Source organism: Nocardiopsis oceani (assembly GCF_054777395.1).
Window position 1 is genome coordinate 121463 of sequence record NZ_BAAHAR010000008.1, and the last position, 20898, is coordinate 142360.

Consider the following 20898-nt stretch of genomic DNA (forward strand, 5'->3'; position numbering starts at 1 on the left):
GTGGGGTCTCACACTGTGGATAACTTCGGGCCACCGCTGGCGGTGCGCTATACGCTGGAGGTGATCACCCACGTCCGGTGCCCTTCGACGCGGCAGGGAGCACCGGCCCGGGCGACCTCCCGAGCAAGGAAGAACACTCATGACTGACATCGAGCGTGAGGTCCACGCGGTAGCCGAACGTGCAGGGGACGCGGCGGCCGACCTCGCCCCGCTCAGCCGGTCGGTGAAGGACGCCGCCCTGGTGGCGATCGCCGACGCCCTGGTCAAGCGCGCGGACGAGATCACCGCCGCCAACGCCCACGACGTGGAGCGGGCCCGGCAGGACGGCACCAGTCCGGCCATGATCGACCGTCTCACCCTCGACCCGAGGCGGATCGAGGCCATCGCCGACGCGGTGCGCGAGATCGTCGAGCTGCCGGACCCGGTCGGGGAGTCCGTGCGCGGCGGTGTCCTCCCCAACGGTCTCGACCTGCGCCAGATCCGCGTCCCGCTCGGTGTCATCGGCATCATCTACGAAGGCCGCCCCAACGTGACGGTGGACGCCGCAGCCCTGTGCCTCAAGAGCGGCAACGCCGCCCTGCTGCGCGGCTCCTCCTCCGCCTACAACTCCAACACCGCCATCGTCGGCGTACTGCGCGACGCCCTGGCCGACACCGGGGTCCCGGTCGATGCCATCCAGATGGTCCCGGGCCGCACCCGCGAGTCCTCCACGGCGCTCATGCGGGCGCGCGGGCTCGTGGACGTCCTCATCCCGCGCGGCGGCGGCTCGCTCATCCAGGCCGTGGTCCGCGACTCCACTGTCCCGGTCATCGAGACCGGCGAGGGCCTGTGCCACGTGTACGTGGACGCCGACGCCGACCTCGACAAGGCGGTGGCCATCGCCACCAACGCCAAGGCCCAGCGCTGCTCGGTGTGCAACTCGGCCGAGACCCTCCTGGTCCACGAGGCCGTCGCCGAGGAGTTCCTTCCCCGGGTGCTGGCCTCCCTGGCCGAGGCCGACGTGACCGTGCACGGCGACGCCCGGACTATGGAGGTTGCCGCCGCGAGGCCGACCGGGGCGACGGTGGTCGAGGCGACCGAGGAGGACTGGTCCACCGAGTACCTGTCCCTGGACCTGGCCGTGCGGGTGGTGCCGGATGTCGACGCTGCGCTCGCGCACATCCGCAAGTACTCCACCCAGCACACCGAGGCGATCGTCACCGACTCGCTCAGGACCTCGCGGTACTTCGTCTCCCGGGTCGACTCCGCTGCGGTGATGGTGAACGCCTCCACGCGCTTCACCGACGGTGGCGAGTTCGGTTTCGGTGCGGAGATCGGTATTTCCAACCAGAAACTGCACGCCAGGGGTCCGATGGGACTCACTGAAATGACTTCCACAAAGTACGTGGTCACGGGCGACGGTCACCTGAAGTAACCATGGAACCCGTGGTTCGATCATGATTCGACCTTGAATGGCCGCTCGGGAAACCGGGCGGCCATTCGGTTGCCCGTCCTTACCAGGTGTGCCTCCAGGCCTCGCAGGCAACATGTGTCACTACGCCCGTTATCCCTCCGGAAACCTGGACAGAAGCGAATCTTCGCCGAGCAAGTATTCCCAAATCGCGCGCAGGTCGGTACTTTCACTGTGGTGTCACACGACGCTCTTCCCGCACCCTCATCAGGAGCGTCGGACCCTACCGGTCACGACGAAAGGAAATCCCCCGCATGAAGCTCGGGAGTAAGATCGCCGCGTCCACCGCCACCGCGGCCCTGGCGATCGGCGGTGTCACCGCTATGGCGACCCCTGCCCACGCGGACCTGGTCACCCTCTGCTCGGGACACGCCGGCGAGGTCACCCTGCCCACCGACCTCAAGGTCCCCTCCGGTGCGAGCTGCTTCCTTGACGGCACCGTCGTCCAGGGCGACGTCACCGTCGACAGCGACGCCAACCTGCACATCATCGACGGTGAGATCGAGGGCGAGGTCACCGTCTCCGAAGACGCCTACTTCGACGCCTCCAGCACCGCGGTCGACGGCGACGTGGTCAACACGGGCGCCTACGGAACCTACCTGGAGGACGGCACCTCGGTGGCCGACCTGAGCGCTCAGGGCGCCGAGGGTGCCGGCAACGACGGCTTCGTCTTCGTCGTCGGTGCTTCCGCCTCGTCCATCGACGCCACGGTCGGCGACCTCTACGTCACGGGTGCCCGCCTCGGCGGCGTGTCCGCGGACGGCGTGGAGTACGCCGACATCTTCGACAGCGTGGTCCGCGGGGACCTGTCCGTCAGCGGGGCAGCCAGCGGCGGCATCCTGTGCGACAGCGAGGTCATCGGGGACGCGTCCTTCACCGCCGGCAGCGGTCCGGTCGCCGTCGGCGCCGGTGAAGAGGACGGCTTCTGCAGCTCGGTCAACTACGTGGACGGTGACCTGTCGGTCACCGAAGTGTCCGGCGGCGTCTACATCGACAACAACATCGTCGGCGGCGACCTGACCGCGGCCGACAACAGCCCGACCGCCGAGGTCGGCGACGACAACCGCGTGCGCGGCGACATCATCACCGAGGAGGTGGCCCTCCGCGCGATGGCCGCCGAGGTGACCGCCGAGTTCGAGGCGCACGAGGCCGAACTGGAGGGCAAGGTCGAGGAGCTGCGCACCGAGACCATCGACGAGGCCAACGCGGCCGGACCCGCCTTCTAAGCGATCCCTTTCTGAGGACCCGCCCCGGGTCTCCCCCACGAGCGGAGGGAAGCCATCCCTCCCCGCCTCACCAGCGCCGACGGCCCCGTGCCGTCGGCGCTGTTCTTCTTGTGTCCGGGCCTGTCCGGTCTTCTGCGCCCGGCTGAGCCGATGCAGCGGCCATCCGAGTTGCACCCGTCCCATCCACAACCCACTTATGTCGTACCCGTGACGACAGTCATAGTCGAGTGATACATTCCCGGCATGGCTGACTCCGAACGGCGTGTCGTGGTCTCCGGTGGCTCCGGCGGGATCGGGCGGGCCATCGTGCTCTCCCTGGCGAATGAAGGCGATGAGGTGATCGCCCTCGGGCGGGACTCCGGCCGACTCGCCGCGCTGGAACGCAGAGCCCGCGCCCACGGGCTCGACGTCACCTCACGGGTGTGCGACGTCACCGACGAGAAGGCGGTCGACTCCCTGGTCAGCGAGCTGGACGGGGTCTCGGTGCTGGTGAACAACGCGGGCCAGGCCCAGAGTGCACCCCTGCGAGGCACCGGCCTCGACCTGTGGAACTCCCACCTGAACACCAACGCCACCTCGGCGTTCCTGCTGACCCGCGCCCTGCTGCCGGGCATGCTCGAACGGGATGACGGCCGCGTGGTGTTCGTCGCCTCCACCGCGGCGCACACCGGTTCCCGCTACACCGCCGCCTACACCGCGTCCAAGCACGCGATGCTCGGCCTGGCCAGGGCAGTGGCCGCCGAGGTCGTGGGCACCGGGGTGACCAGCAACGCGGTGTGCCCGTCTTTCGTCCGCACCCCCATGACTGAGCGCTCGGTGGACACCATCGCCGAACGCACCGGCCGGGGCCGCGAACAGGCCGAGGCCGCCCTGGCCAGGGCCACACCCCTGGGGCGGCTCATCGAACCGGAGGAGGTGGCCGCGGCCGTGGCCTACCTGGCGAGCCCTGTGGCCCGAGCGGTCAACGGCCAGTCCCTGACCATCGACGGAGGAGACACCCACCGATGAGCCCGTTCCGGGCGTCCGCGCCCTTGACTGAAGAGTGGAACCACTTCGACCTCCACCGGGCCGACGGGGTGGCGACCGTGACCCTCAACCGGCCCGACAAGCTCAACGCCCTCACCTTCGATGCCTACGCGGACCTGCGCGACCTGCTGCTGGAGCTCCCGCACCGGGGTGACACGCGGGTCCTCGTGCTCCGGGGGAGCGGCCGGGGCTTCTGTTCCGGCGGGGACGTCGACGCGATCATCGGCGAGACCCTGAGGATGGAGCCGGACGACCTGCTCGCCTTCACCCGCATGACCGGTGAGGTGGTCAGGGCCATGCGCGAATGCCCGATCCCGGTGATCGCCGGGCTGCACGGGGTCGCGGCGGGGGCGGGCTCGGTTCTGGCGCTGGCATCGGACTTCCGCGTGGTCGCCCGCTCGGCCCGCTTCGCCTTCCTGTTCACCAAGGTGGGCCTGTCCGGCGCCGACATGGGTGCCGCCTACCTGCTGCCGCGGATCGTGGGCCTGGGCCACGCCACGCGCATCCTGATGCTGGGCGACACGGTCGACGCGGAGGAGGCCGACCGCGTCGGCCTGGTCAGCGAGCTCGTCGACGACCACGAACTCGACGCCGCGGTCACCCGGTTGGCCACTCGGCTGGCCGACGGGCCGTCCTTCGGCTACGCCCAGACCAAGGCGCTGCTCTCCAGGGAACTGGACATGAGCCTGTCCGGAGCGATCGAGCTGGAGGCCATGACCCAGGCGCTGCTGATGAAGAGTGCCGACTACGCCGAGTTCCACGCCGCGTTCACCGGCCGCCGATCCCCCGAGTGGAAGGGGCGCTGAATGGAGCCCGTACACCTGCCGCCGACCCCGCACACACTGGTCAACCCGCCCGAGCTGGGGCCCACGTCCGGGTTCTCCCACGCCGTGGTGCCCGCCCCCGGGCGCACGGTCTACCTGGCCGGGCAGATTGCCAGCGGCCCCGAGGGCAAGCTCGCCGCGGTGACGCTGCCAGACCAGTTCGAGGTGGCCCTGGCCAACGTCGTCACGGCCCTGCGCGCCTCGGGGGGCTCCCCCGAACACCTCGTGAACCTCGCTGTCTACACCACCGACGTCCCCGGCTACCGGGCGGCTACCCGCGAGATCGGCCGTGCCTACCGCGCCCACCTCGGGCGCCACTACCCGGCGGTGGCGCTGTTCGGGGTGGTCGAGCTCTTCGAGCCGGGCGCGCTGGTGGAGCTGGTCGGCATCGCCGTCATCCCGGGGCCGAGCGACTAGAGCCGGCGGCGGACCGGCTAGGCCGGTGTGATGGTGTCTCGCACGTGCTCCAGACCGGGCTCGCGCAGGAGCGCGTGCAGGTCGAAGAAGACCCGCGCCGCCCGGCTGCCCGCCCAGCGGTCCGGGAGCAGTTCGGGCGGCAGGCCGGGGTCGAGGAACGGCATCCGCCGCCAGGCGTCCACCGCGCGCAGGTGGTCGGCGAAGGCCGCCGCGCGCTGCTCGGGGTCGGCCACCGCCCGAGCGGCCCGGCGCCGCCAGGCGGTCAGTACGGGCTCGTGCTCGTCGAGGAACGCGCGGTACATCGCTTGGAGTGCGGGCAGGTCCCACCACCGCGCCACCGACGCGCTGAGCTCACGGAAGTCCAGGTAGGTGGCGTGGAACAGCTCCGCATGGGCGTCCAGCTCCAATGCGCGTAGGGCGCCGCGGGCCTGGTCGGTCAGGTGGGCGGGCGCGATCCACACCCCGGAGGCCGTGGTGCCGAATCCGAGCCGGGTGAGTTGGGCCCGCAGGGCGTGGCGGCGGCGGCGCTCGGACTCGGGGACGGAGAACACCACGAGCACCCAGCCGTCCTGGGCCCGGGCGACCCGGTGGCCGAAGATGCGCTGGTCACCTTCGGCGAGGATGCGGTGGCCCTCGTCGGACAGGCGGTACCCGGCCACCCCGCCCAGGCGTTCGGAGGCCAGGAGGCCGCGGCGCTTGAGCCGGGAGACCGCGGACCGGACGGCGGGGCCGTCGACGTCGAGTCCGGCCATGAGCGCGATGAGGTCGGCCACCCCGATCCAGCCGCCCACGTCGCGGGCGTAGGAACCGAAGAAGGACACGATCAGGGACCTCGGACGCCGCCGTTCGGGGTCGGTCGACACGGTCCCAGGCACGTAGGTCCCGGTCGAGGGGGCGTCAGCGGCCGCGGGATCGGGGGCCGGGGGCCGGGCGGTTCCGGCTGCCCGTTCGCTGTTGGACGTCACGCGGACACGATAGCGGCCGGGTCCGGTGTCGGAGGGCCGCCCCCTCTCATAGGGGCGAGGGCGCACTTCGGCAATCTCTCCATGTAGCTCTATTGACGGTCGTCATGATTATTGTACATTTGGCGATGTGGGGTGGATCACGTACCCAACGAGAGTCGAGGTCGCCCATGGGACTCCCCCCGAACGAGACCGATCACGATTTCGCGCGCTGGGTCGACGCCCGCGCCGCCAAACTCGACCCGGACCCGCCCAGCGAACCCGGCCGGGTCGACCGCGCCCTGGTCCGCAGCCTCGGCGATGCCGGGCTCCTCCCGGCGCTCTTCCCAGGCGGGGCGGGGGACGGTCCCTTCCGCGAGGCTCCCGCCACCCGCCTGTGCCTGTTGCGGGAACGCCTGGCTCGGGAGGACACCCACGCCGAGACCGCTCTCGCACTCCAAGGCCTGGGCGCCTACCCGGTCCTGCAGTCGGGCACCGAAGCCCAGCGCCAGCGCTGGATCCCCGAGGTCGCCGCGGGCCGAGCGGTCGCCGCCTTCGCCCTCACCGAACCCGACGCGGGCTCCGACGCCGCGGCCCTGGAGCTGCCTGCCGAGCCGGCCGGCGACGGATGGCGGCTGCACGGCGAGAAGACCTGGATCTCCAACGCGCCCGACGCCGACGTCTACACGGTCTTCGCCCGCACCACCCCCGGCACCCGCTCCCGAGGTGTCACCGCCTTCTGTGTCCCGGCCGACCGCCGGGGCCTTACCGGTACCCCGCTGGAGATGCTCTCCCCGCACGCCTTGGGCCACCTGGTCTTCGACGGGGTCGAGGTCGGCCCCGAGGACGTGGTCGGCCTGCCCGACCAGGGCTTCACCGTCGCCATGCGCACTCTGGACCTGTTCCGGCCCAGCGTCGGGGCGTTCGCGGTCGGGATGGCCGAAGCTGCCCTCGCCGCGGCCAAGGAGCACACCGCACGGCGCCGCGCCTTCGGCGGCCCGCTGAGCCAGCTCCAGACGGTCGCCCACACCCTGGCCGAGATGGCCACCCGCACAGAGGCAGCCCGGCTGCTCGTCTACTCCGCCGCCGCCGAGTACGACTCCGGAGGCCCCGAGGTGACCGTCAAGGCAGCCATGGCCAAGCTCTTCGCGACAGAGACCGCCCAGTTCGTGGTGGACTCCGCCGTCCAGCTGCACGGAGCGCGTGCGCTGCACCGCGGCCACCTGCTCGAACACCTCTACCGGGAGGTCCGCGCACCACGCATCTACGAAGGCGCTTCGGAGGTGCAGCGACAGATCATCGCCAGGCACATGTAGCGCCAGGCCGCAGCGCCGCCTTCTGGAGGTCCATCATGTCGAACCCGACCCCTCCCGACCGACAGCACCCGCACCCAGCCCCCGATCCGCCCACCGTTCCGGAAGCGCGCGGGGAGCCAGTCCCGCCCAGCGCGTCCGGAGGGTATGCCCCGGCCGCCGACGACGGAGCGCCCGTTGCCCCGGTGGCCGCACTGACCCCCAGCGCGTACGAGGACACCTTCACCCGGGAGCACCTGCCCCCGTTCGAGGAGTGGCCGCTCCTCCGGCCGCTGGAGTATCCCGACCGGCTCAACTGCGCGGAGGAACTCCTCGACGGCACCATCGCCCGCTTCGGCGCCGACCGCCGGTGCGTGGTCGGTGAGCACGAGAGCCTGACCTACGGCCAGCTCAGGGACCGCGTGGACCGGGTCGCCCGCGTCCTGGTGGACGAGCGCGGCCTCCGGCCCGGGGAGCGGGTTCTTCTGCGAGGCCCGAACTCGCCCTGGCTGGCCGCCTGCTGGCTCGCGGTCCTCAAAGCCGGGGGAGTGGTCGTCACCGTCCTGCCGGTCCTGCGCTCCGGAGAGCTGGCCACCATCCTCCGCGCGGCCCGGGTCGCACACGCACTCTGTGACGCCCGCTTCCTCGACGACCTCACCGAGGCAGCCGAACAGCTCGACCACGAGCCCGGCGGGACCGCCCCGAGCGTCCTGGCCTACGGGGGAGACGGCCCCGAGGACCTCACCGCGCGGATCGGCGCGCACCACGCCCGGTTCACCGCCGTGCGCACCGCCGCCGACGACGCCTGCATGATCGCCTACACCTCGGGTACCACCGGGAACCCCAAGGGCTGCGTGCACTTCCACCGCGACGTCCTCGCCATCGCCGACACCTACTCCGCCCAGGTCCTCAAGCCCGCCCCCGACGACCTGTTCGTCGGCAGCCCGCCCTTCGCCTTCACCTTCGGCCTCGGCGGGCTCCTGATCTTCCCGCTACGCGCCGGGGCCGCAACGGTCCTGCTCGAACGCCCGCGCCCGGAAGCGCTGCTCGAAGCCGTCTCCGAGCGCGGAGCGACCGTCGTGTTCACCGCTCCCACCGCCTACCGGGTGATGCTGGCCCAGCGGGGCGACCGTGACCTGTCGTCCCTGCGCCGCTGCGTCTCCGCGGGGGAGCACCTGCCCGCCGCCACCTGGCAGGCCTGGTACGACGCCACCGGGATCCGCATGCTCGACGGCATCGGCGCCACCGAGATGCTGCACATCTTCGTGTCCGCCACCGACGAGCACATGCGGCCCGGATCCACCGGCCGACCCGTTCCCGGTTTCGAGGCGGCCATCATCGACGACAAGGGCGAGCCGGTCCCCGACGGCGAACCCGGCCACTTGGCCGTCCGCGGGCCGGTCGGTTGCCGCTACCTCGCCGACGAGCGCCAGCGCGAGTACGTCCGCCACGGTTGGAACCACACCGGCGACACCTACGTGCGCGACGCCGACGGCTACTTCTGGTACCGGGCGCGAAGCGACGACATGATCGTCTCCGCCGGGTACAACATCGCCCCCGCGGAAGTGGAGGAGGCCCTGCTCACCTCGCCCGACGTGGAAGAGGCGGCGGTTGTGGGCGCAGAGGACCCCGAGCGCGGCCTGGTCGTACGCGCCTACGTGGTCCCGCGCCAGGGGCTCGCGCCGGACCACGACCTCGCGGACCGGCTCAAGGAGCACGTCCGCTCCAGCATCGCCCCCTACAAGACGCCGCGTTCGCTGGTCTTCCTCAGCTCCCTGCCGCGTACGGCCACCGGCAAGCTCCAGCGCTTCAGGCTGCGGGAGGACGCCCCCTGACCCGAGGAGAGCGCTCTCCTCGCCCACGCCAGGAGCGGGGGGAGCGCTCTCGCCACCACCCGCAAGGCACTACCGGACGCCAGCACTGGACTCCGTACGGGACGCCAGCGCTGGACGTCAGCGAACAGGAAGGCGGCAGGATGCGCATCGCGTGTATCGGGGCGGGACCCGCGGGACTCTACTTCGCGGCCCTCGCCCGCCAGCTGGACGCCACCCACGACATCACCGTCTACGAGCGCAACGCCCCCGACGACACCTTCGGTTTCGGGGTGGTGCTCTCCGACGAGACCCTCGGCGGCATCGAACACGCCGACCCCGCCGTCTACGCGGCAATGGCCGCCGAGTTCGCCCGCTGGGACGACATCGACGTCCACCACCGGGGTTCGGTCACCACCTCCGGCGGGCACGGTTTCGCCGCCATCGGCCGCCGTCGGCTCTTGGAGATCCTGCGTGCGCGCTGCGCCGAGCTGGGGGTCCGGGTCCTCAGCCGCACCGAGGCACCCCCCGCTGCCGAACTGGCCGCCACCCACGACCTCGTCGTCGCCGCCGACGGGGCCAACAGCGCCACCCGCAACGCCCACGCCGCGGACTTCGGCACCAGCCTCGAACCCCACCGCAACCGCTTCATGTGGCTCGGCACCGACCTCGTGTTCGACGCCTTCAACTTCCACGTCTTGGAGACCCCGCACGGCGTCATGCAGCTGCACTGCTATCCGTACTCGGCCGACAGCAGCACGTTCATCGTGGAGATGGCCGAGGACGTGTGGCACGCGGCCGGGTTCGTCGACCGCGACCTCCAGCCCGGGGAAAGCGACCTCGACGCGATCGCGCGCTGCGAGAAGCTCTTCGCCGACGTCCTGGGAGGCCACCGCCTCCTGCCCAACAACTCCCGCTGGCAGCGCTTCACCACCGTCCGCAACCAGACGTGGTGCCGCGACAACGTCGTCCTGCTCGGAGACGCCGCCCACACGGCCCACTTCTCCATCGGCTCGGGCACCAAGCTCGCCATGGAGGACGCGCTCGCCCTCGCCGCCTGCCTGCATGAACAGCCCACCACCGAGGCCGCCCTGGCCGCCTACGAAGACGAACGGCGCCCGGTCGTGGCCAGTACCCAGCGCGCTGCCCAGGCCAGCCTGGAGTGGTTCGAGGAGATCGCCCGCCACGTCGACGCCGCACCGGTCCGCTTCGCCTTCGACCTGCTCACCCGCAGCCGCAGGGTCACCTACGACAACCTGCGCCTGCGCGACCCGGAGTTCGTCGCCCGCGTGGACGACTGGTTCGCCCGCCAGGTCGACCCGGTCCGACCCTCCCCGCGCCCGCCCATGTTCCACCCCTTCCGCCTGGCCGACCTGGAACTGGACAACCGGGTCGTGGTCTCAGCCATGGACATGTACTCCGCCGACGACGGCGTCCCAGGCGACTTCCACCTCGTCCACCTCGGCAGCAAGGCCCTCGGGGGCGCCGGGCTGGTCATGACGGAGATGGTGTGCGTCTCCGCCGAAGCCCGCATCACCCCGGGCTGCACGGGCCTGTACGCATCCGAGCACGAGGCCGCCTGGCGCCGCGTCACCGACTTCGTCCACGCCAACAGCCGGGCCCGGATCGGCGTGCAGCTCGGCCACGCCGGACGCAAGGGATCCACCCGTCTCATGTGGGAGGGCATCGACCAACCCCTTCCAGAGGGGAACTGGCCCTTGGTCGCCCCCTCGCCCCTCCCCTACATGGAGGGCGTCAACCAGGTCCCCGAGCAACTCGACCACGCCGCCATGGCCGCCATCCGCGACGACTTCACCTCGGCGGCGCGCTCCGCAGACCGTGCCGGGTTCGACCTCCTCGAACTCCACTGCGCCCACGGATACCTGCTCTCCTCCTTCCTCTCCCCGGTCACCAACCACCGCACCGACCGCTACGGAGGCGACCTCGCCGGCAGGCTCCGCTATCCCCTGGAAGTCCTCGCCGCCGTCCGTGCGGTCTGGCCCGACCACAAACCCCTCACAGTCCGTGTCTCCGCCACCGACTGGGTGGCGGGCGGCACCACCGCCGACGACGCCGTGGAGATCGCCCGCGCCCTCGTCGAGGCCGGGGCCGACGCCATCGACGTCTCCACCGGGCAGGTCACACCGGACGAACAACCCGCCTACGGGCGCAGTTACCAGGTGCCCTACGCCGAGCGCATCCGCCGCGACCTCGGTGTCCCCGTCATAGCCGTGGGCGCCATCGCCTCCCACGACGACGTCAACTCCACCGTCCTCGCCGGACGCGCCGACCTGTGCGCCCTGGCCCGGCCCCACCTGTACGACCCGCACTGGACCCTGCACGCCGCCGCCGACCAGGACTACACGGGCCCCGGGGCCACCTGGCCCGCCCCGTTCCGCGCGGGAAGCCGTAAACCGCCCACCGGCCGTGCCGATGGGCCGCGCCCCCGCCTCGAACTGCTACGTTCCTCCAACGAGACGGACGGCACCCGACACCAGCGGTGGCGCCCCGGTCCGTCCGGGACCACCCCTGAACCAGCCGGGACCAGGACAGCCATGACCAAGGGAGACCACGGTGGCAACCACCTACGGTGAGCACCCCAGCCAGATCGTCTACCGCTGGGTCCCCGAGGTACCGGAACCCAGGGGATTCCGCGCGGGCACACCGGCACCCGTGGCGGTGCTCCTGCACGGCGGCTGGTGGCGGGACCGGCACGACGCACACCTCATGGACCCGCTGGCCCGCGACCTCTGCGACGCGGGGTGGGCGGTGTGGAATATCGAGTACCGCCGCACCGGGGCCGACGGCGGCGGCTGGCCGCGGACCCTCGACGACGTCTCCCACGCCCTGGACTTCCTCGCCGCCGCCGCCGCGAACGACGAACGGCTCGACACGTCCCGCGTAGTCTCGATCGGCCACTCCGCCGGAGGCCACCTCGCCCTGCTGACCGCGGCCGACTCCGTCGTCACCTCCGTGGTCCCCCTGGCTCCCATCACCGACCTCCGGCGCTGCGCCGAGGCCGGCCTCGGTGAGGGCGCCGTCGAACCGTTCCTCGGTCCCGACCCAAGCCCCGAGCTGTACGCCGAGTCCTCACCCTTGTACCGGCTGCCTCTCGACATCCCGCAACTCGTAGTCCACGGCGACGCCGACCAGCGCGTACCGGTCGAGCACAGCCGTGACTACGCGGCCGCCGCCCAGGAGGCGGGCGACCCCGTCGACTACCGGGAGATCCCCGGTGCCGACCACTTCGCCGTCATCGACCCGGAGCACGCCGCCTGGCAGACGGTGCGCCAAGCCCTCGCGTCCGGCTGGGGGTAACTCCTCGGTCGGCCGGGGGACCAGCCGCGGCACAAGGAGGTGCCGCACCACCCACCCCCCGGAAGGCGGACATCGCCATGTCCTCGGACACGCCCACACCACCCGACAGCCCGCAACAGGGCGGCCACGGCACCTCGCCGGACGCCGCCGACACAGCGGCGAAGAGCGCTCCCGACAAGCCCGTGAGCAGGCACAAACGGCTGATCGTCGTCGCCATCTGCGCCTTCGCGATCATCCTTGACGGGTACGACCTCACCGTCTACGGCGCGGTCGTGCCCAGCCTCCTGGAATACGAGCCGTGGGACCTCACGGAGACCCAGGCGGGCACCCTCGGCTCCTACGCCCTGGTAGGCATGCTCCTGGGCGCCCTGCTCATCGGCACCATCACCGACCTCGTCGGACGGCGCCGCATCATCATCGGCTGCGTCATCTGGTTCTCCACCGGGATGGCACTGACCGCCTTCGCGCCCTCCCCGGAGGTCTTCGGGCTGCTGCGCTTCCTCACCGGCCTGGGGCTGGGCGGGGTCATCCCCACCGCCATCGCCCTGACCATGGAGTACGCGGAACCGCACCGGCGCAACATGACCAACGCGTTCATGTTCAGCGGCTACGCCATCGGCGGCATCTGCGCGGCGCTCGTCGCCATCCCGGTGCTCGCCCGCTTCGAGTGGCAGACCATGTTCTGGCTCGGCGCGCTGCCCGCACTGATCCTCGTGCCCCTGGCCTACTACGCCCTGCCCGAGTCCCCGAGCTACCTCCGTGCCCGCGGGCGCGAGGAGGAGGCGCAGGAATTGGCGGCACGGTACGGCGTCACCCTGGAAGCACCGGACAAGGCCGCGCCCACCGGGCCCAAGCGCGGAGCCATGGCCAATATCGGCACCCTCGTCAACCGCCGCTTCCTCTCCGGGACACTGCTGTTCTGGCTGGCCAACGGCATGGGGCTGCTCCTGGTCTACGGGCTCAACACGTGGTTGGCGGAGATCATGTTCTCCGCCGGGTTCCCACTGGGCTCCTCACTGACCTTCCTCCTTGTCCTCAACGCGGGCGCCATCCTGGGTGCGCCCACCGGCGGCGCGCTCGCCGACCGGTTCGGGTCGCGTCCGGTGGTGAGCACCATGTTCCTCATCGCGGCGACCTGCATCCTGCTGATGAGCCTGGAACCGCCCACGGCGCTGCTCTACGTGTTCGTGGCGCTCGCCGGCGCCTGCACGATCGGCACGACCATCCTGGTCAACTCCTACACCGGCAACTTCTACCCGGCCGCGCTGCGGGCCACCGGACTCGGCTGGGCGCTGGCCGTCGGGCGGATCGGGGCGATCATCGGGCCGATCTACGGAGGTCTCGTGATGGCCTCCGGCATGGGCATCGAGGTGAACTTCTACGCGTTCGCCGTGCCGGCGGTGATCGGGGCGCTCGCGATCCTGGTGGTTCCGAAGTCCCGGGCCGCGGTCCTGCCCGAACAGCAGCCGCGCTGAGCCCGACCGTGCCGCGACACACAACGGGGCGGCGCCTTATGGAAGGCGCCGCCCCGTTGTGCTCCGGCCGCGCGGCTCCGATCCGGGGCGGAGTGCCCCGGTCGGCGGACGGCAGCGGTCAGCGGTTGCCGCCGTTGTCCCCGCTGTCGTTGCCCGGTCCGCCCTCTGTGCCGCCGCCCCGCCAGCGGTCGGCCACGGTGTCGAAGAACGAGCCGCCGGCCCGCCCTGCGCCGCCGGCCACGTCCCGGATGGTCTTGACCAGCGGGTCCGTGGAGCGGTTCCAGCCGTCCTGGTAGGACTTGGCCGCGCCCGCGGCCTCCTCGGAGACGCTCGCGTCGCGATCGGTGCCACGGCGCGGGTAGTCGCCGTCGAGGATCCGCTGGTACTCGCCGCTCTCGACCCAGCGCTGCAGCTCGGCGACGCGGACCACCGCGAAGGGGTGGCTCTGCGGGAGGGTGGTCATGAGCTTGAGGACGCTGTCCACGGCGTCACCGCCGCCCTCGTACTCGCGGGCCTGTTCCATGAACGCGTCGGGGTTCATCTGCGACAGGTTGGAACCGCCGGCCAGCTTCATGAGGGCGCGCTTGGCGGCATCCGGGTTCTGACAGGTCAGCAGGCCCGCACGGTCACTGGACAGCTCGGACTTGCGCTGCCACTCCTTCAGGGCGGTGATGATCCCCTGGATCGCGATGGCCCCGAGCGGGATCCACATGACCTTGGTGGACAGCCAGATCAACAGCAGGAGGATGGTGCGGTACACGGTGTGGCCGCTGAGCACGTGTCCGACCTCGTGGCCGATGACGAACCGCTTCTCCTCGGCGTCGAACAGGTCGAACAGGCCGGTGGTCATGACGATGAACGGCTTCTTCTTGCCGATCGCCATGGCGTTGGGCTGGGGATCCATCTTGACGTAGAGCTCGGGAACCTCGTCCAGGTCGAGGACGTAGGCGGCGTCCCGGAGGTAGTCGTGCAGCTCCGGGAACTGGGTGGGGCTCACCCGGACGGCACTGGAGAGGTACAGCAGGCGGATCGTGCGCTCGTTGATCCGCCCGAAGAGGGATTTGACGAGGGTGTCGAAACCGGTCAACGACCGCAGCGCGACCAGGGCGCCGCGGTCGGCCGGGTGCTCGTAGGCACGGGCGGAGATATCGGGAAGCCGGACGCGGACGCGGTCTGGTGAGTTGGCCATATCGGCATGCTATGCGTCACGATCCCGCTTGGCCACGGTTTGCGCCCAACGAGATATGACGTGATTGGCGAGTGTCCCGTGAAACCTCCGGGGAAGTAACGCGGTACGCCCCTTGTTTGAGCAGTGCCAGAGCGGAGCGTCCTTATCCGCTTCCGACAGGGCAGCGGGTCGGCTAACCTCGGTTGGCCGAAACCGGCAAGAACGGCAGCGCCACTGCGAAACGGAGCGCACAGTGACACACCAGGCCACCGGCGTCTCCCACGGGGGGAGTTCCCCCGCGCGACGGGACGGCTCCGTGCCGACCAAGGTCGGCGTCATGGGCGGTACCTTCGACCCCATCCACCACGGACACCTCGTGGCCGCGAGTGAGGTCGCACACCTCTTCGGCCTCGACGAAGTGGTCTTCGTCCCCACGGGGCAGCCCTGGCAGAAGGACCTCGCCACGGTCACCCCCTCGGAAGACCGCTACCTCATGACGGTCATCGCGACCGCGGAGAACCCCCAGTTCAGGGTGGACCGCATCGAGATCGACCGGTCCGGCCCCACCTACACCCTCGATACCCTCCGCCAGATGCGCTCCGCCTACGGTCCCTCCGTCGAGCTGTACTTCATCACCGGAGCGGACGCGCTCGGCGCGATCTTGAGCTGGCACAACGTCGACGAACTCTTCGACCTCGCGCATTTCGTAGGCTGTAACCGGCCCGGACACCACCTCAGCGACAACGGCCTGCCCGAGGGCAAGGTCTCCCTGGTGGAAGTCCCAGCGCTCGCCATCTCCTCGAGTGAGTGCCGCGAACGCGTCCGCAAGGGCGAACCCATCTGGTACCTCGTGCCCGACGGAATCGTCCGCTACATCAACAAGACCGGGCTCTACCTGGAGTCGTGAACCGCGGCGCGCGAACCCTCGGGCCCGCGCCGCGCCGGTCGCCACACCGAACTAGTAAGGCAGCAAGCACAACGTGACAGCCACCGACAGGGCCGTGGAACTCGCCAAGGTCGCCGCAGAGGCCGCCGCCGAGAAGCTCGCCCAGGAGATCATCGCCTACGACGTCAGCGACCAGCTCGTCATCACCGAGGCCTTCGTGCTGTGCTCGGCGCCCAACGACCGCCAAGTCCGCTCCATCGTCGAGGAGGTCGAGGACCAGCTGCGTATCCAGGCCGGCGCCAAGCCCGTCCGCCGCGAGGGCGAACGTGACGGACGGTGGGTTCTTCTGGACTACGCCGATATCGTCGTGCACATCCAGCACGAGGAGGAGCGCGGCTACTACGGCCTCGAGCGCCTCTGGAAGGACTGCCCCGAGATCGAGCTGCCCGAAGGCGCCCGCGGTGCTGAGCGCACCCCGCTGGACGAGCAGTAACCACTCGCGGCCGTCCAGGTCGCCGAACTCGAGAGACACACCACGTGAGTGACGCCCCGCGTGTGCTGTTCTGGCGGCACGGACGCACGGCCTGGAACGTCGAGAAGCGCTTCCAGGGACAGACCGACATCGACCTCGACCAGGTCGGCCATGCCCAAGCCGAACGGGCCGGCCGACTGCTCGCCACTCTCAGCCCCGACGTGGTCATCGCGTCCGACCTCAAACGGGCCGCCGACACCGCCGGGTACCTCGGACGTTCCTCCGGGGTCCCGGTGGAGTTCGACAAGGGGCTGCGCGAACGCTTCGGCGGCTCCTGGGAGGGCTACACCGCCACGGAGCTCGCCGAACGCTGGCCCACCCTGCACCCGCGTATGGACATCCCCGACGGCGAGGACATCGCCGAGGTCGGCGACCGTATGACAGCGGCCGTCGAACGAGGGTTGGAGAAGACTCCGCCCGGCGGCCTCCTCGTCGTGGTCAGCCACGGAGCCGCACTGCGCGTCGGGATCTCCCGCATGATCGGTGTTCCCGACGAACGCCGCGAGCTCCTCGGGCCGTTGAGCAACTGCTGCTGGTCCGTGCTCCAAGCTCGCGGAGAGACCTGGCGGCTCATGGAGCACAACGCCGCCAGCCTCCCCGAACCAGTGGTGCTCAGCGACGACACCTGAAATCCGTTTCGACGAACAGCCCGGATTCCGCTATGGTTCAGGGAGTCGGAAGGGCACACCAGCCCACACGACTCCCACACGGGGCTATGGCGCAGTTGGTAGCGCGCCTCCATGGCATGGAGGAGGTCTGGGGTTCGAATCCCCATAGCTCCACGAGTCGGCCCGCGTGGTCGGTTGCTTCGCAACCTTCCCCGCGGGCCGTTCCTGTTTTCGGGGGCGACCCCCGAGCCCCCCGGTGTGCGCTCGTTGGCGCTCGCGCACCTCGCCGCTCCTGCTCGCGCTCACCGCGGCGGCTCGCTCGTGGTCGGGGTAGCTGGGCGGCGTTCCGGGCGTTAGCGGAGGGCTCGGAAGAACGCGCGGATGTCCTTGACGAGCAGGTCCGGTTTCTCCATGGCCAGGAAGTGGCCTCCCTCACCGAGTTCGGTCCACCGCACGATGTTGTGGTCCCGTTCGGCCCAGGGGCGGACCGTCACGTCGTGTGCGGAGAGCAGGACTCCGGTCGGTACCGGTCCGCGCTCCGGGGTCCAACCGCCAGAGTTCTCACCCCAGGCCTCTGCGACCCCGTCGCTCCAGTCGTTGGCAGAGATCTCCTCGTAGTAGATCTGGGCGGCGGATCCCGCGGTGCCGGTGAGCCAGTAGATGGAGACGCACGTGAGCATCCGGTCGCGGTCCAGGCTTTCCTCGGGCAGCCCCTCCTCGGGCATGGACAGCTCCTTGAACTTCTCCACGATCCAGGCGAGCTGGCCGACAGGGGAGTCGTGCAGACCGTAGGCGACGGTCTGCGGCCGCTTGGAGTTGCACTGCAGGTACCCGTCGTTGAAGTCCTGCATCGAATCCCAGCGGCGGCGGTCCGCCCCTTCGAGGGCTTTCTCCTCCTCGTCGGTGTAGGGGAAGGTGATCATCGCGTTGAGGTGTACCCCGACCACGTTCTCGGGCGCCTGCTTGCCCAACTCCGGGGCGACCCAGGCACCCGTGTCGTAGCCCTGGACCCCGTAGCGCTCGTAGCCGAGCCGGGCCATCAGCTCCACGAACACCCCGGCCATCCGGTTCGACCCCATACCCGGACCGGCCAGCGGGGTGGAGAAGCCGAACCCCGGCAGCGACGGGATCACCAGGTGGAACGCGTCCGCGGGGTCGCCGCCGCGGGCGCGGGGGTCGGTGAGCGGGCCTATGACGTCCAGGAAGTCCGTGACCGCGCCCGGCCAGCCGTGCAGGAGCATCAGTGGGGTGGCGTCCGGCTCCGGTGAGCGCACATGGAGGAAGTGGACGTGCTGGCCGTCTACCGCGGTGGTGAACTGGGGGTACCGGTTGAGCTCCGCTTCTTGGGCCCGCCAGTCGTAGGTGGTGCGCCAGTGCTCGGCGAGCTCCCGCAGGTAGTCCACCGGGACCCCGCGGTCCCAGCCCGCCCCCGGCACCTGGTCCGGCCAGCGAGTGTTGGCCAGCCGGGCCTCCAGGTCGACCAGCTGCTCCTTGGGAATGTCGATGTGGAAGGGACGGATGTTCTGCTGTGAGTTCGGCATGACTCCACGCTAGAGAGCACTTAGGTCAGGTTCGTTCCTAAGCCGGTGGCAGAATCAGAAAGATGGCTGAGACCTCTGCCCGGCTGCTCGCTCTGCTGTCGCTGCTCCAGAACCACCGGGACTGGTCCGGCGCCGATCTGGCCGCCCGCCTCGACGTCACCACCCGCACCGTCCGCAGGGACGTGGACCGCCTGCGCGAACTCGGTTACCCGGTGCACGCCACCCAGGGCACGGCCGGATACCGGTTGGGGCGGGGGAGCGCCATGCCGCCCCTCCTGCTCGACGACGAGGAGGCCGTGGCCGTGGTCGTCGGGTTGCGCACCGCCGCCGACGGTTCGGTCAGCGGCGGTGAAGAGGCTTCGCTGCGTGCTCTGGGCAAGCTGGAACAAGTGCTGCCCTCGCGGCTGCGGCAGCGGGTGACCACGTTGCACGGTGCCACGTCGCGGGCCGGTGCCGAACCCGGGCCCGCGGTCTCCTACGAGACCCTGATGGCGGTCGCCGAAGCCTGCCGTCGGCACGAGCGGCTGCGCTTCGACTACGCCAGTCCGCGCGGAGGTGACTCGGTCCGGAGCGTCGAGCCGCACAGCCTGGTCAGCTTCGGGCGGCGCTGGTACCTGGTCGCCTTCGACGTCGACCGTGACGACTGGCGCACCTTCCGCGTGGACCGGCTCACCCAGCGGACCCCCACCGGTCCGCGGTTCACCCCGAGCGAGCCGCCCTACGGTGACGCTGCCCGCTACGTCTCCCACCAGCTGTCCTCGGCCACCTGGGACTACCGGGCTGTGGTCCGGCTCCATGAACCCGTCGAGGCGGTCGCCGACCGGATCTGGCCCGGGATGGGTGTGCTGGAGGCGGTCGGCCCCCACAGCTGCCTGTTCCACCTGGGTGGTGAGAGCCCTTACGACCTGGTCTGGATGATCACGTCGGTCAACGCCGACTTCACCCTGGTCAGCGGTCCGCCCGAACTCGCCGAGGCCTTCCGTGCCCAGGCCAGGAGGTGCGCGGCCGCTCTGGACCGCCGAGGCTAGCCGGTAACCAGCGCGTACCCGGCGTGTGCGGCGAGGCCGCCACCCAGGATCACCAGGATCCACACCACGGCCGACGAGCTGCTCTTGGCCAGGTAGTTGTTCAACCGGTGGAGCACCGGGTCCAGGCGGCGGTGCCAGAACAGCCGGGCCAGGGTGATGAGGGCCGCGGGCAGGACCATGATCAGGTTGTACAGGCCGAGCCAGCCCGCGTAGCCCACGATCCCCAACTGTGCGTTGACTAGCAGGCCGATGGAGACGAGGTAGGGCAGCATCGTCGCGGCTTCCAGTCCCACCGCGATCAGGGCGAGCTTCATGACACTGCCGTTGCCGTTGCCGCCCGCTCCGGTCATCGCGCGGTCGCGCCAGCGCTGCAGTCTTCCTGGGCCGGTGTCCTCCGCCCGCTTGCCGGACCGCACACCCCACCAGATGCCCGCGACGACGAGGGCGGCGCCGGCGGCCAGCTGGAGGGAGAGCAGTACCGCGTCCGGGATCTGCGCGAAGGTGTCGCGGACCGCGTCGACGAGCATGTCCGCCCCGGCTGCGATCGCCAGGCCCGCCACGAAGTAGAAGGCCACGACGGTGCCCAGGTATACGGCCATCCGGCCGACCCGTACCTTGCCCGGAGCCATGAGCAGCCACAGGGGAATCAGGAGGGTGCCGAACGCGGTGCTGTCCAGCAGCGCGAGCCCGACCAGAGCGGTCAGTAGTCCGAAGGTCATGGCCGGGCCTCCAAGCAGAGGAGGTCGAGCTGGGCGGCGATCGCCGCGCGGAGTACGTCGGGTCCGAAGCGGTCGGGGTCGGTGACGCCGTGCAGGGAGAGCCCGTTGACGAAGGCGATCATCGAGGCGGCGGCGGTATCGATGTCCATGTCAGCGGAGAGTTCGCCGCTGTGCTGTGCACCGCGGAACGCCGCACGGACCCAGTCCAGGCTCTGCTCGACCATGTCGTGGTGGATCCGGGCCTGTTCGGGGTTGGACATGGACGAGTGGGCGAAGGCCAGCCACACGCGGACCTCTTGTCCGCGGTCCTCGTCCAAGGGCAGCAGCTCCTCGATGATCCGCTGGAGGCGAGCGCGGAACGGTGGTGTGTCCGGGGCCGAGTAGATCCGCTCCATGGTGCGCTGGGTGACGTACTCGATGCCGAAGGTAAGTAGCTCGGCCTTGGTGTGGAAGTAGCGCTGGACCAGCCCGACGGAGACCCCCGCCGTCGCGGCGACCTGTCGCAGGGTGGTGCCTTCCAAACCGTGCTCGCTGATGACCAGGAGAAGCGCTTCGCCGACTTGGTGGCGGCGGCTCTCCTCGTCTCTGTGTGTAGCCATAAAAAAATAATACAGCATTATTTTTTGTCGGGAGGGA

Annotated in this window: 19 protein-coding genes and 1 tRNA gene; 15 read left to right on the forward strand and 5 right to left on the reverse strand. The window is 70.3% G+C overall.

Going from position 1 to position 20898, the window contains the following annotated elements; all coding sequences use genetic code 11:
• The first annotated feature begins 139 nt into the window (after window positions 1-139).
• The 5 genes from ACYVDG_RS06295 to ACYVDG_RS06315 all read left to right on the forward strand — a co-directional run bounded on the left by ACYVDG_RS06295 (window position 140) and on the right by ACYVDG_RS06315 (window position 4943).
• The gene (locus tag ACYVDG_RS06295; RefSeq protein WP_460747390.1) at window positions 140-1414 is read left to right on the forward strand and encodes a glutamate-5-semialdehyde dehydrogenase; all 1275 of its coding nucleotides are present in this window, start codon (window positions 140-142) and stop codon (window positions 1412-1414) included.
• Window positions 1415-1704: 290 nt separating this feature from the next.
• Window positions 1705-2676: a hypothetical protein gene (locus ACYVDG_RS06300; RefSeq protein ID WP_460747392.1), complete on the forward strand. Its 972-nt coding sequence runs from the start codon at window positions 1705-1707 to the stop codon at window positions 2674-2676.
• Window positions 2677-2919: 243 nt separating this feature from the next.
• The gene (locus ACYVDG_RS06305; protein WP_460747393.1) at window positions 2920-3684 is read left to right on the forward strand and encodes an SDR family NAD(P)-dependent oxidoreductase; all 765 of its coding nucleotides are present in this window, start codon (window positions 2920-2922) and stop codon (window positions 3682-3684) included.
• Window positions 3681-4508, forward strand: a complete 828-nt coding sequence (locus ACYVDG_RS06310; protein WP_460747394.1) for an enoyl-CoA hydratase family protein — start codon at window positions 3681-3683, stop codon at window positions 4506-4508. Before ACYVDG_RS06305 ends, ACYVDG_RS06310 begins: the two co-directional genes overlap by 4 nt.
• The gene (locus tag ACYVDG_RS06315; protein ID WP_460747395.1) at window positions 4509-4943 is read left to right on the forward strand and encodes a RidA family protein; all 435 of its coding nucleotides are present in this window, start codon (window positions 4509-4511) and stop codon (window positions 4941-4943) included.
• A 17-nt stretch (window positions 4944-4960) separates the two neighbouring features.
• On the opposite strand, the gene ACYVDG_RS06320 is transcribed toward ACYVDG_RS06315, so the two are convergent.
• A complete protein-coding gene (locus tag ACYVDG_RS06320) occupies window positions 4961-5908 on the reverse strand; it encodes a PaaX family transcriptional regulator (RefSeq protein WP_460747396.1) in 948 nt (315 codons plus the stop codon).
• Window positions 5909-6075: 167 nt separating this feature from the next.
• On the opposite strand from ACYVDG_RS06320, the gene ACYVDG_RS06325 reads away from it, so the two are divergent.
• From ACYVDG_RS06325 to ACYVDG_RS06345, 5 genes are all read left to right on the forward strand, one after another.
• Entirely contained in the window at window positions 6076-7200 is a 1125-nt protein-coding gene (locus tag ACYVDG_RS06325) for an acyl-CoA dehydrogenase family protein (protein ID WP_460747397.1), read from the forward strand.
• 182 nt (window positions 7201-7382) lie between these two features.
• Window positions 7383-9011: a benzoate-CoA ligase family protein gene (locus ACYVDG_RS06330; RefSeq protein WP_460747399.1), complete on the forward strand. Its 1629-nt coding sequence runs from the start codon at window positions 7383-7385 to the stop codon at window positions 9009-9011.
• Between the two features lie 140 nt (window positions 9012-9151).
• Complete coding sequence (locus ACYVDG_RS06335) at window positions 9152-11581, forward strand: bifunctional salicylyl-CoA 5-hydroxylase/oxidoreductase (RefSeq protein WP_460747400.1); 2430 nt, start codon at window positions 9152-9154, stop codon at window positions 11579-11581.
• Window positions 11562-12305: an alpha/beta hydrolase family protein gene (locus ACYVDG_RS06340; RefSeq protein ID WP_460747402.1), complete on the forward strand. Its 744-nt coding sequence runs from the start codon at window positions 11562-11564 to the stop codon at window positions 12303-12305. The genes ACYVDG_RS06335 and ACYVDG_RS06340 overlap by 20 nt, the downstream gene beginning before the upstream one ends.
• Window positions 12306-12382: 77 nt before the next feature.
• A complete protein-coding gene (locus ACYVDG_RS06345) occupies window positions 12383-13780 on the forward strand; it encodes an MFS transporter (RefSeq protein WP_460747403.1) in 1398 nt (465 codons plus the stop codon).
• Between the two features lie 118 nt (window positions 13781-13898).
• Here ACYVDG_RS06345 and ACYVDG_RS06350 read toward each other — a convergent pair whose 3' ends face one another.
• Window positions 13899-14969, reverse strand: a complete 1071-nt coding sequence (locus tag ACYVDG_RS06350) for a M48 family metallopeptidase (RefSeq protein ID WP_460747405.1) — start codon at window positions 14967-14969, stop codon at window positions 13899-13901.
• Window positions 14970-15201: 232 nt separating this feature from the next.
• On the opposite strand from ACYVDG_RS06350, the gene nadD reads away from it, so the two are divergent.
• From nadD to ACYVDG_RS06370, 4 genes are all read left to right on the forward strand, one after another.
• Window positions 15202-15855 (forward strand): nicotinate-nucleotide adenylyltransferase, encoded by a 654-nt coding sequence (gene nadD, locus ACYVDG_RS06355; RefSeq protein WP_460747406.1) that lies wholly within the window; start codon window positions 15202-15204, stop codon window positions 15853-15855.
• 73 nt (window positions 15856-15928) lie between these two features.
• Window positions 15929-16327, forward strand: coding sequence for a ribosome silencing factor (gene rsfS, locus ACYVDG_RS06360; protein ID WP_460747407.1), 399 nt, complete (start codon window positions 15929-15931; stop codon window positions 16325-16327).
• A 44-nt stretch (window positions 16328-16371) separates the two neighbouring features.
• Complete coding sequence (locus tag ACYVDG_RS06365) at window positions 16372-16995, forward strand: histidine phosphatase family protein (protein WP_460747408.1); 624 nt, start codon at window positions 16372-16374, stop codon at window positions 16993-16995.
• Between the two features lie 80 nt (window positions 16996-17075).
• A tRNA-Ala gene (locus tag ACYVDG_RS06370) sits at window positions 17076-17148 on the forward strand.
• A gap of 179 nt (window positions 17149-17327) precedes the next feature.
• Here ACYVDG_RS06370 and ACYVDG_RS06375 read toward each other — a convergent pair.
• Complete coding sequence (locus ACYVDG_RS06375) at window positions 17328-18515, reverse strand: epoxide hydrolase family protein (protein ID WP_460747409.1); 1188 nt, start codon at window positions 18513-18515, stop codon at window positions 17328-17330.
• A 62-nt stretch (window positions 18516-18577) separates the two neighbouring features.
• Between ACYVDG_RS06375 and ACYVDG_RS06380 the strand changes: the two genes are divergently transcribed.
• The gene (locus tag ACYVDG_RS06380) at window positions 18578-19543 is read left to right on the forward strand and encodes a helix-turn-helix transcriptional regulator (protein ID WP_460747410.1); all 966 of its coding nucleotides are present in this window, start codon (window positions 18578-18580) and stop codon (window positions 19541-19543) included.
• Here ACYVDG_RS06380 and ACYVDG_RS06385 read toward each other — a convergent pair.
• A complete protein-coding gene (locus ACYVDG_RS06385; protein ID WP_460747411.1) occupies window positions 19540-20262 on the reverse strand; it encodes a GAP family protein in 723 nt (240 codons plus the stop codon). The genes ACYVDG_RS06380 and ACYVDG_RS06385 overlap by 4 nt on opposite strands.
• Entirely contained in the window at window positions 20259-20861 is a 603-nt protein-coding gene (locus ACYVDG_RS06390; RefSeq protein WP_460747412.1) for a TetR/AcrR family transcriptional regulator, read from the reverse strand. Before ACYVDG_RS06390 ends, ACYVDG_RS06385 begins: the two co-directional genes overlap by 4 nt.
• Window positions 20862-20898 lie beyond the last annotated feature (37 nt).

Coding starts and splice junctions, on each gene's coding strand:
- ACYVDG_RS06300 (WP_460747392.1), top strand. CDS start 1,705: ATGAAGCTCGGGAGTAAGATCGCCGCGTCCACCGCCACCGCGGCCCTG.
- ACYVDG_RS06375 (WP_460747409.1), bottom strand. CDS start 18,515: ATGCCGAACTCACAGCAGAACATCCGTCCCTTCCACATCGACATTCCC.
- ACYVDG_RS06305 (WP_460747393.1), top strand. CDS start 2,920: ATGGCTGACTCCGAACGGCGTGTCGTGGTCTCCGGTGGCTCCGGCGGG.
- ACYVDG_RS06345 (WP_460747403.1), top strand. CDS start 12,383: ATGTCCTCGGACACGCCCACACCACCCGACAGCCCGCAACAGGGCGGC.
- ACYVDG_RS06385 (WP_460747411.1), bottom strand. CDS start 20,262: ATGACCTTCGGACTACTGACCGCTCTGGTCGGGCTCGCGCTGCTGGAC.
- ACYVDG_RS06390 (WP_460747412.1), bottom strand. CDS start 20,861: ATGGCTACACACAGAGACGAGGAGAGCCGCCGCCACCAAGTCGGCGAA.
- ACYVDG_RS06325 (WP_460747397.1), top strand. CDS start 6,076: ATGGGACTCCCCCCGAACGAGACCGATCACGATTTCGCGCGCTGGGTC.
- ACYVDG_RS06295 (WP_460747390.1), top strand. CDS start 140: ATGACTGACATCGAGCGTGAGGTCCACGCGGTAGCCGAACGTGCAGGG.
- ACYVDG_RS06315 (WP_460747395.1), top strand. CDS start 4,509: ATGGAGCCCGTACACCTGCCGCCGACCCCGCACACACTGGTCAACCCG.
- ACYVDG_RS06335 (WP_460747400.1), top strand. CDS start 9,152: ATGCGCATCGCGTGTATCGGGGCGGGACCCGCGGGACTCTACTTCGCG.
- ACYVDG_RS06310 (WP_460747394.1), top strand. CDS start 3,681: ATGAGCCCGTTCCGGGCGTCCGCGCCCTTGACTGAAGAGTGGAACCAC.
- ACYVDG_RS06350 (WP_460747405.1), bottom strand. CDS start 14,969: ATGGCCAACTCACCAGACCGCGTCCGCGTCCGGCTTCCCGATATCTCC.
- ACYVDG_RS06380 (WP_460747410.1), top strand. CDS start 18,578: ATGGCTGAGACCTCTGCCCGGCTGCTCGCTCTGCTGTCGCTGCTCCAG.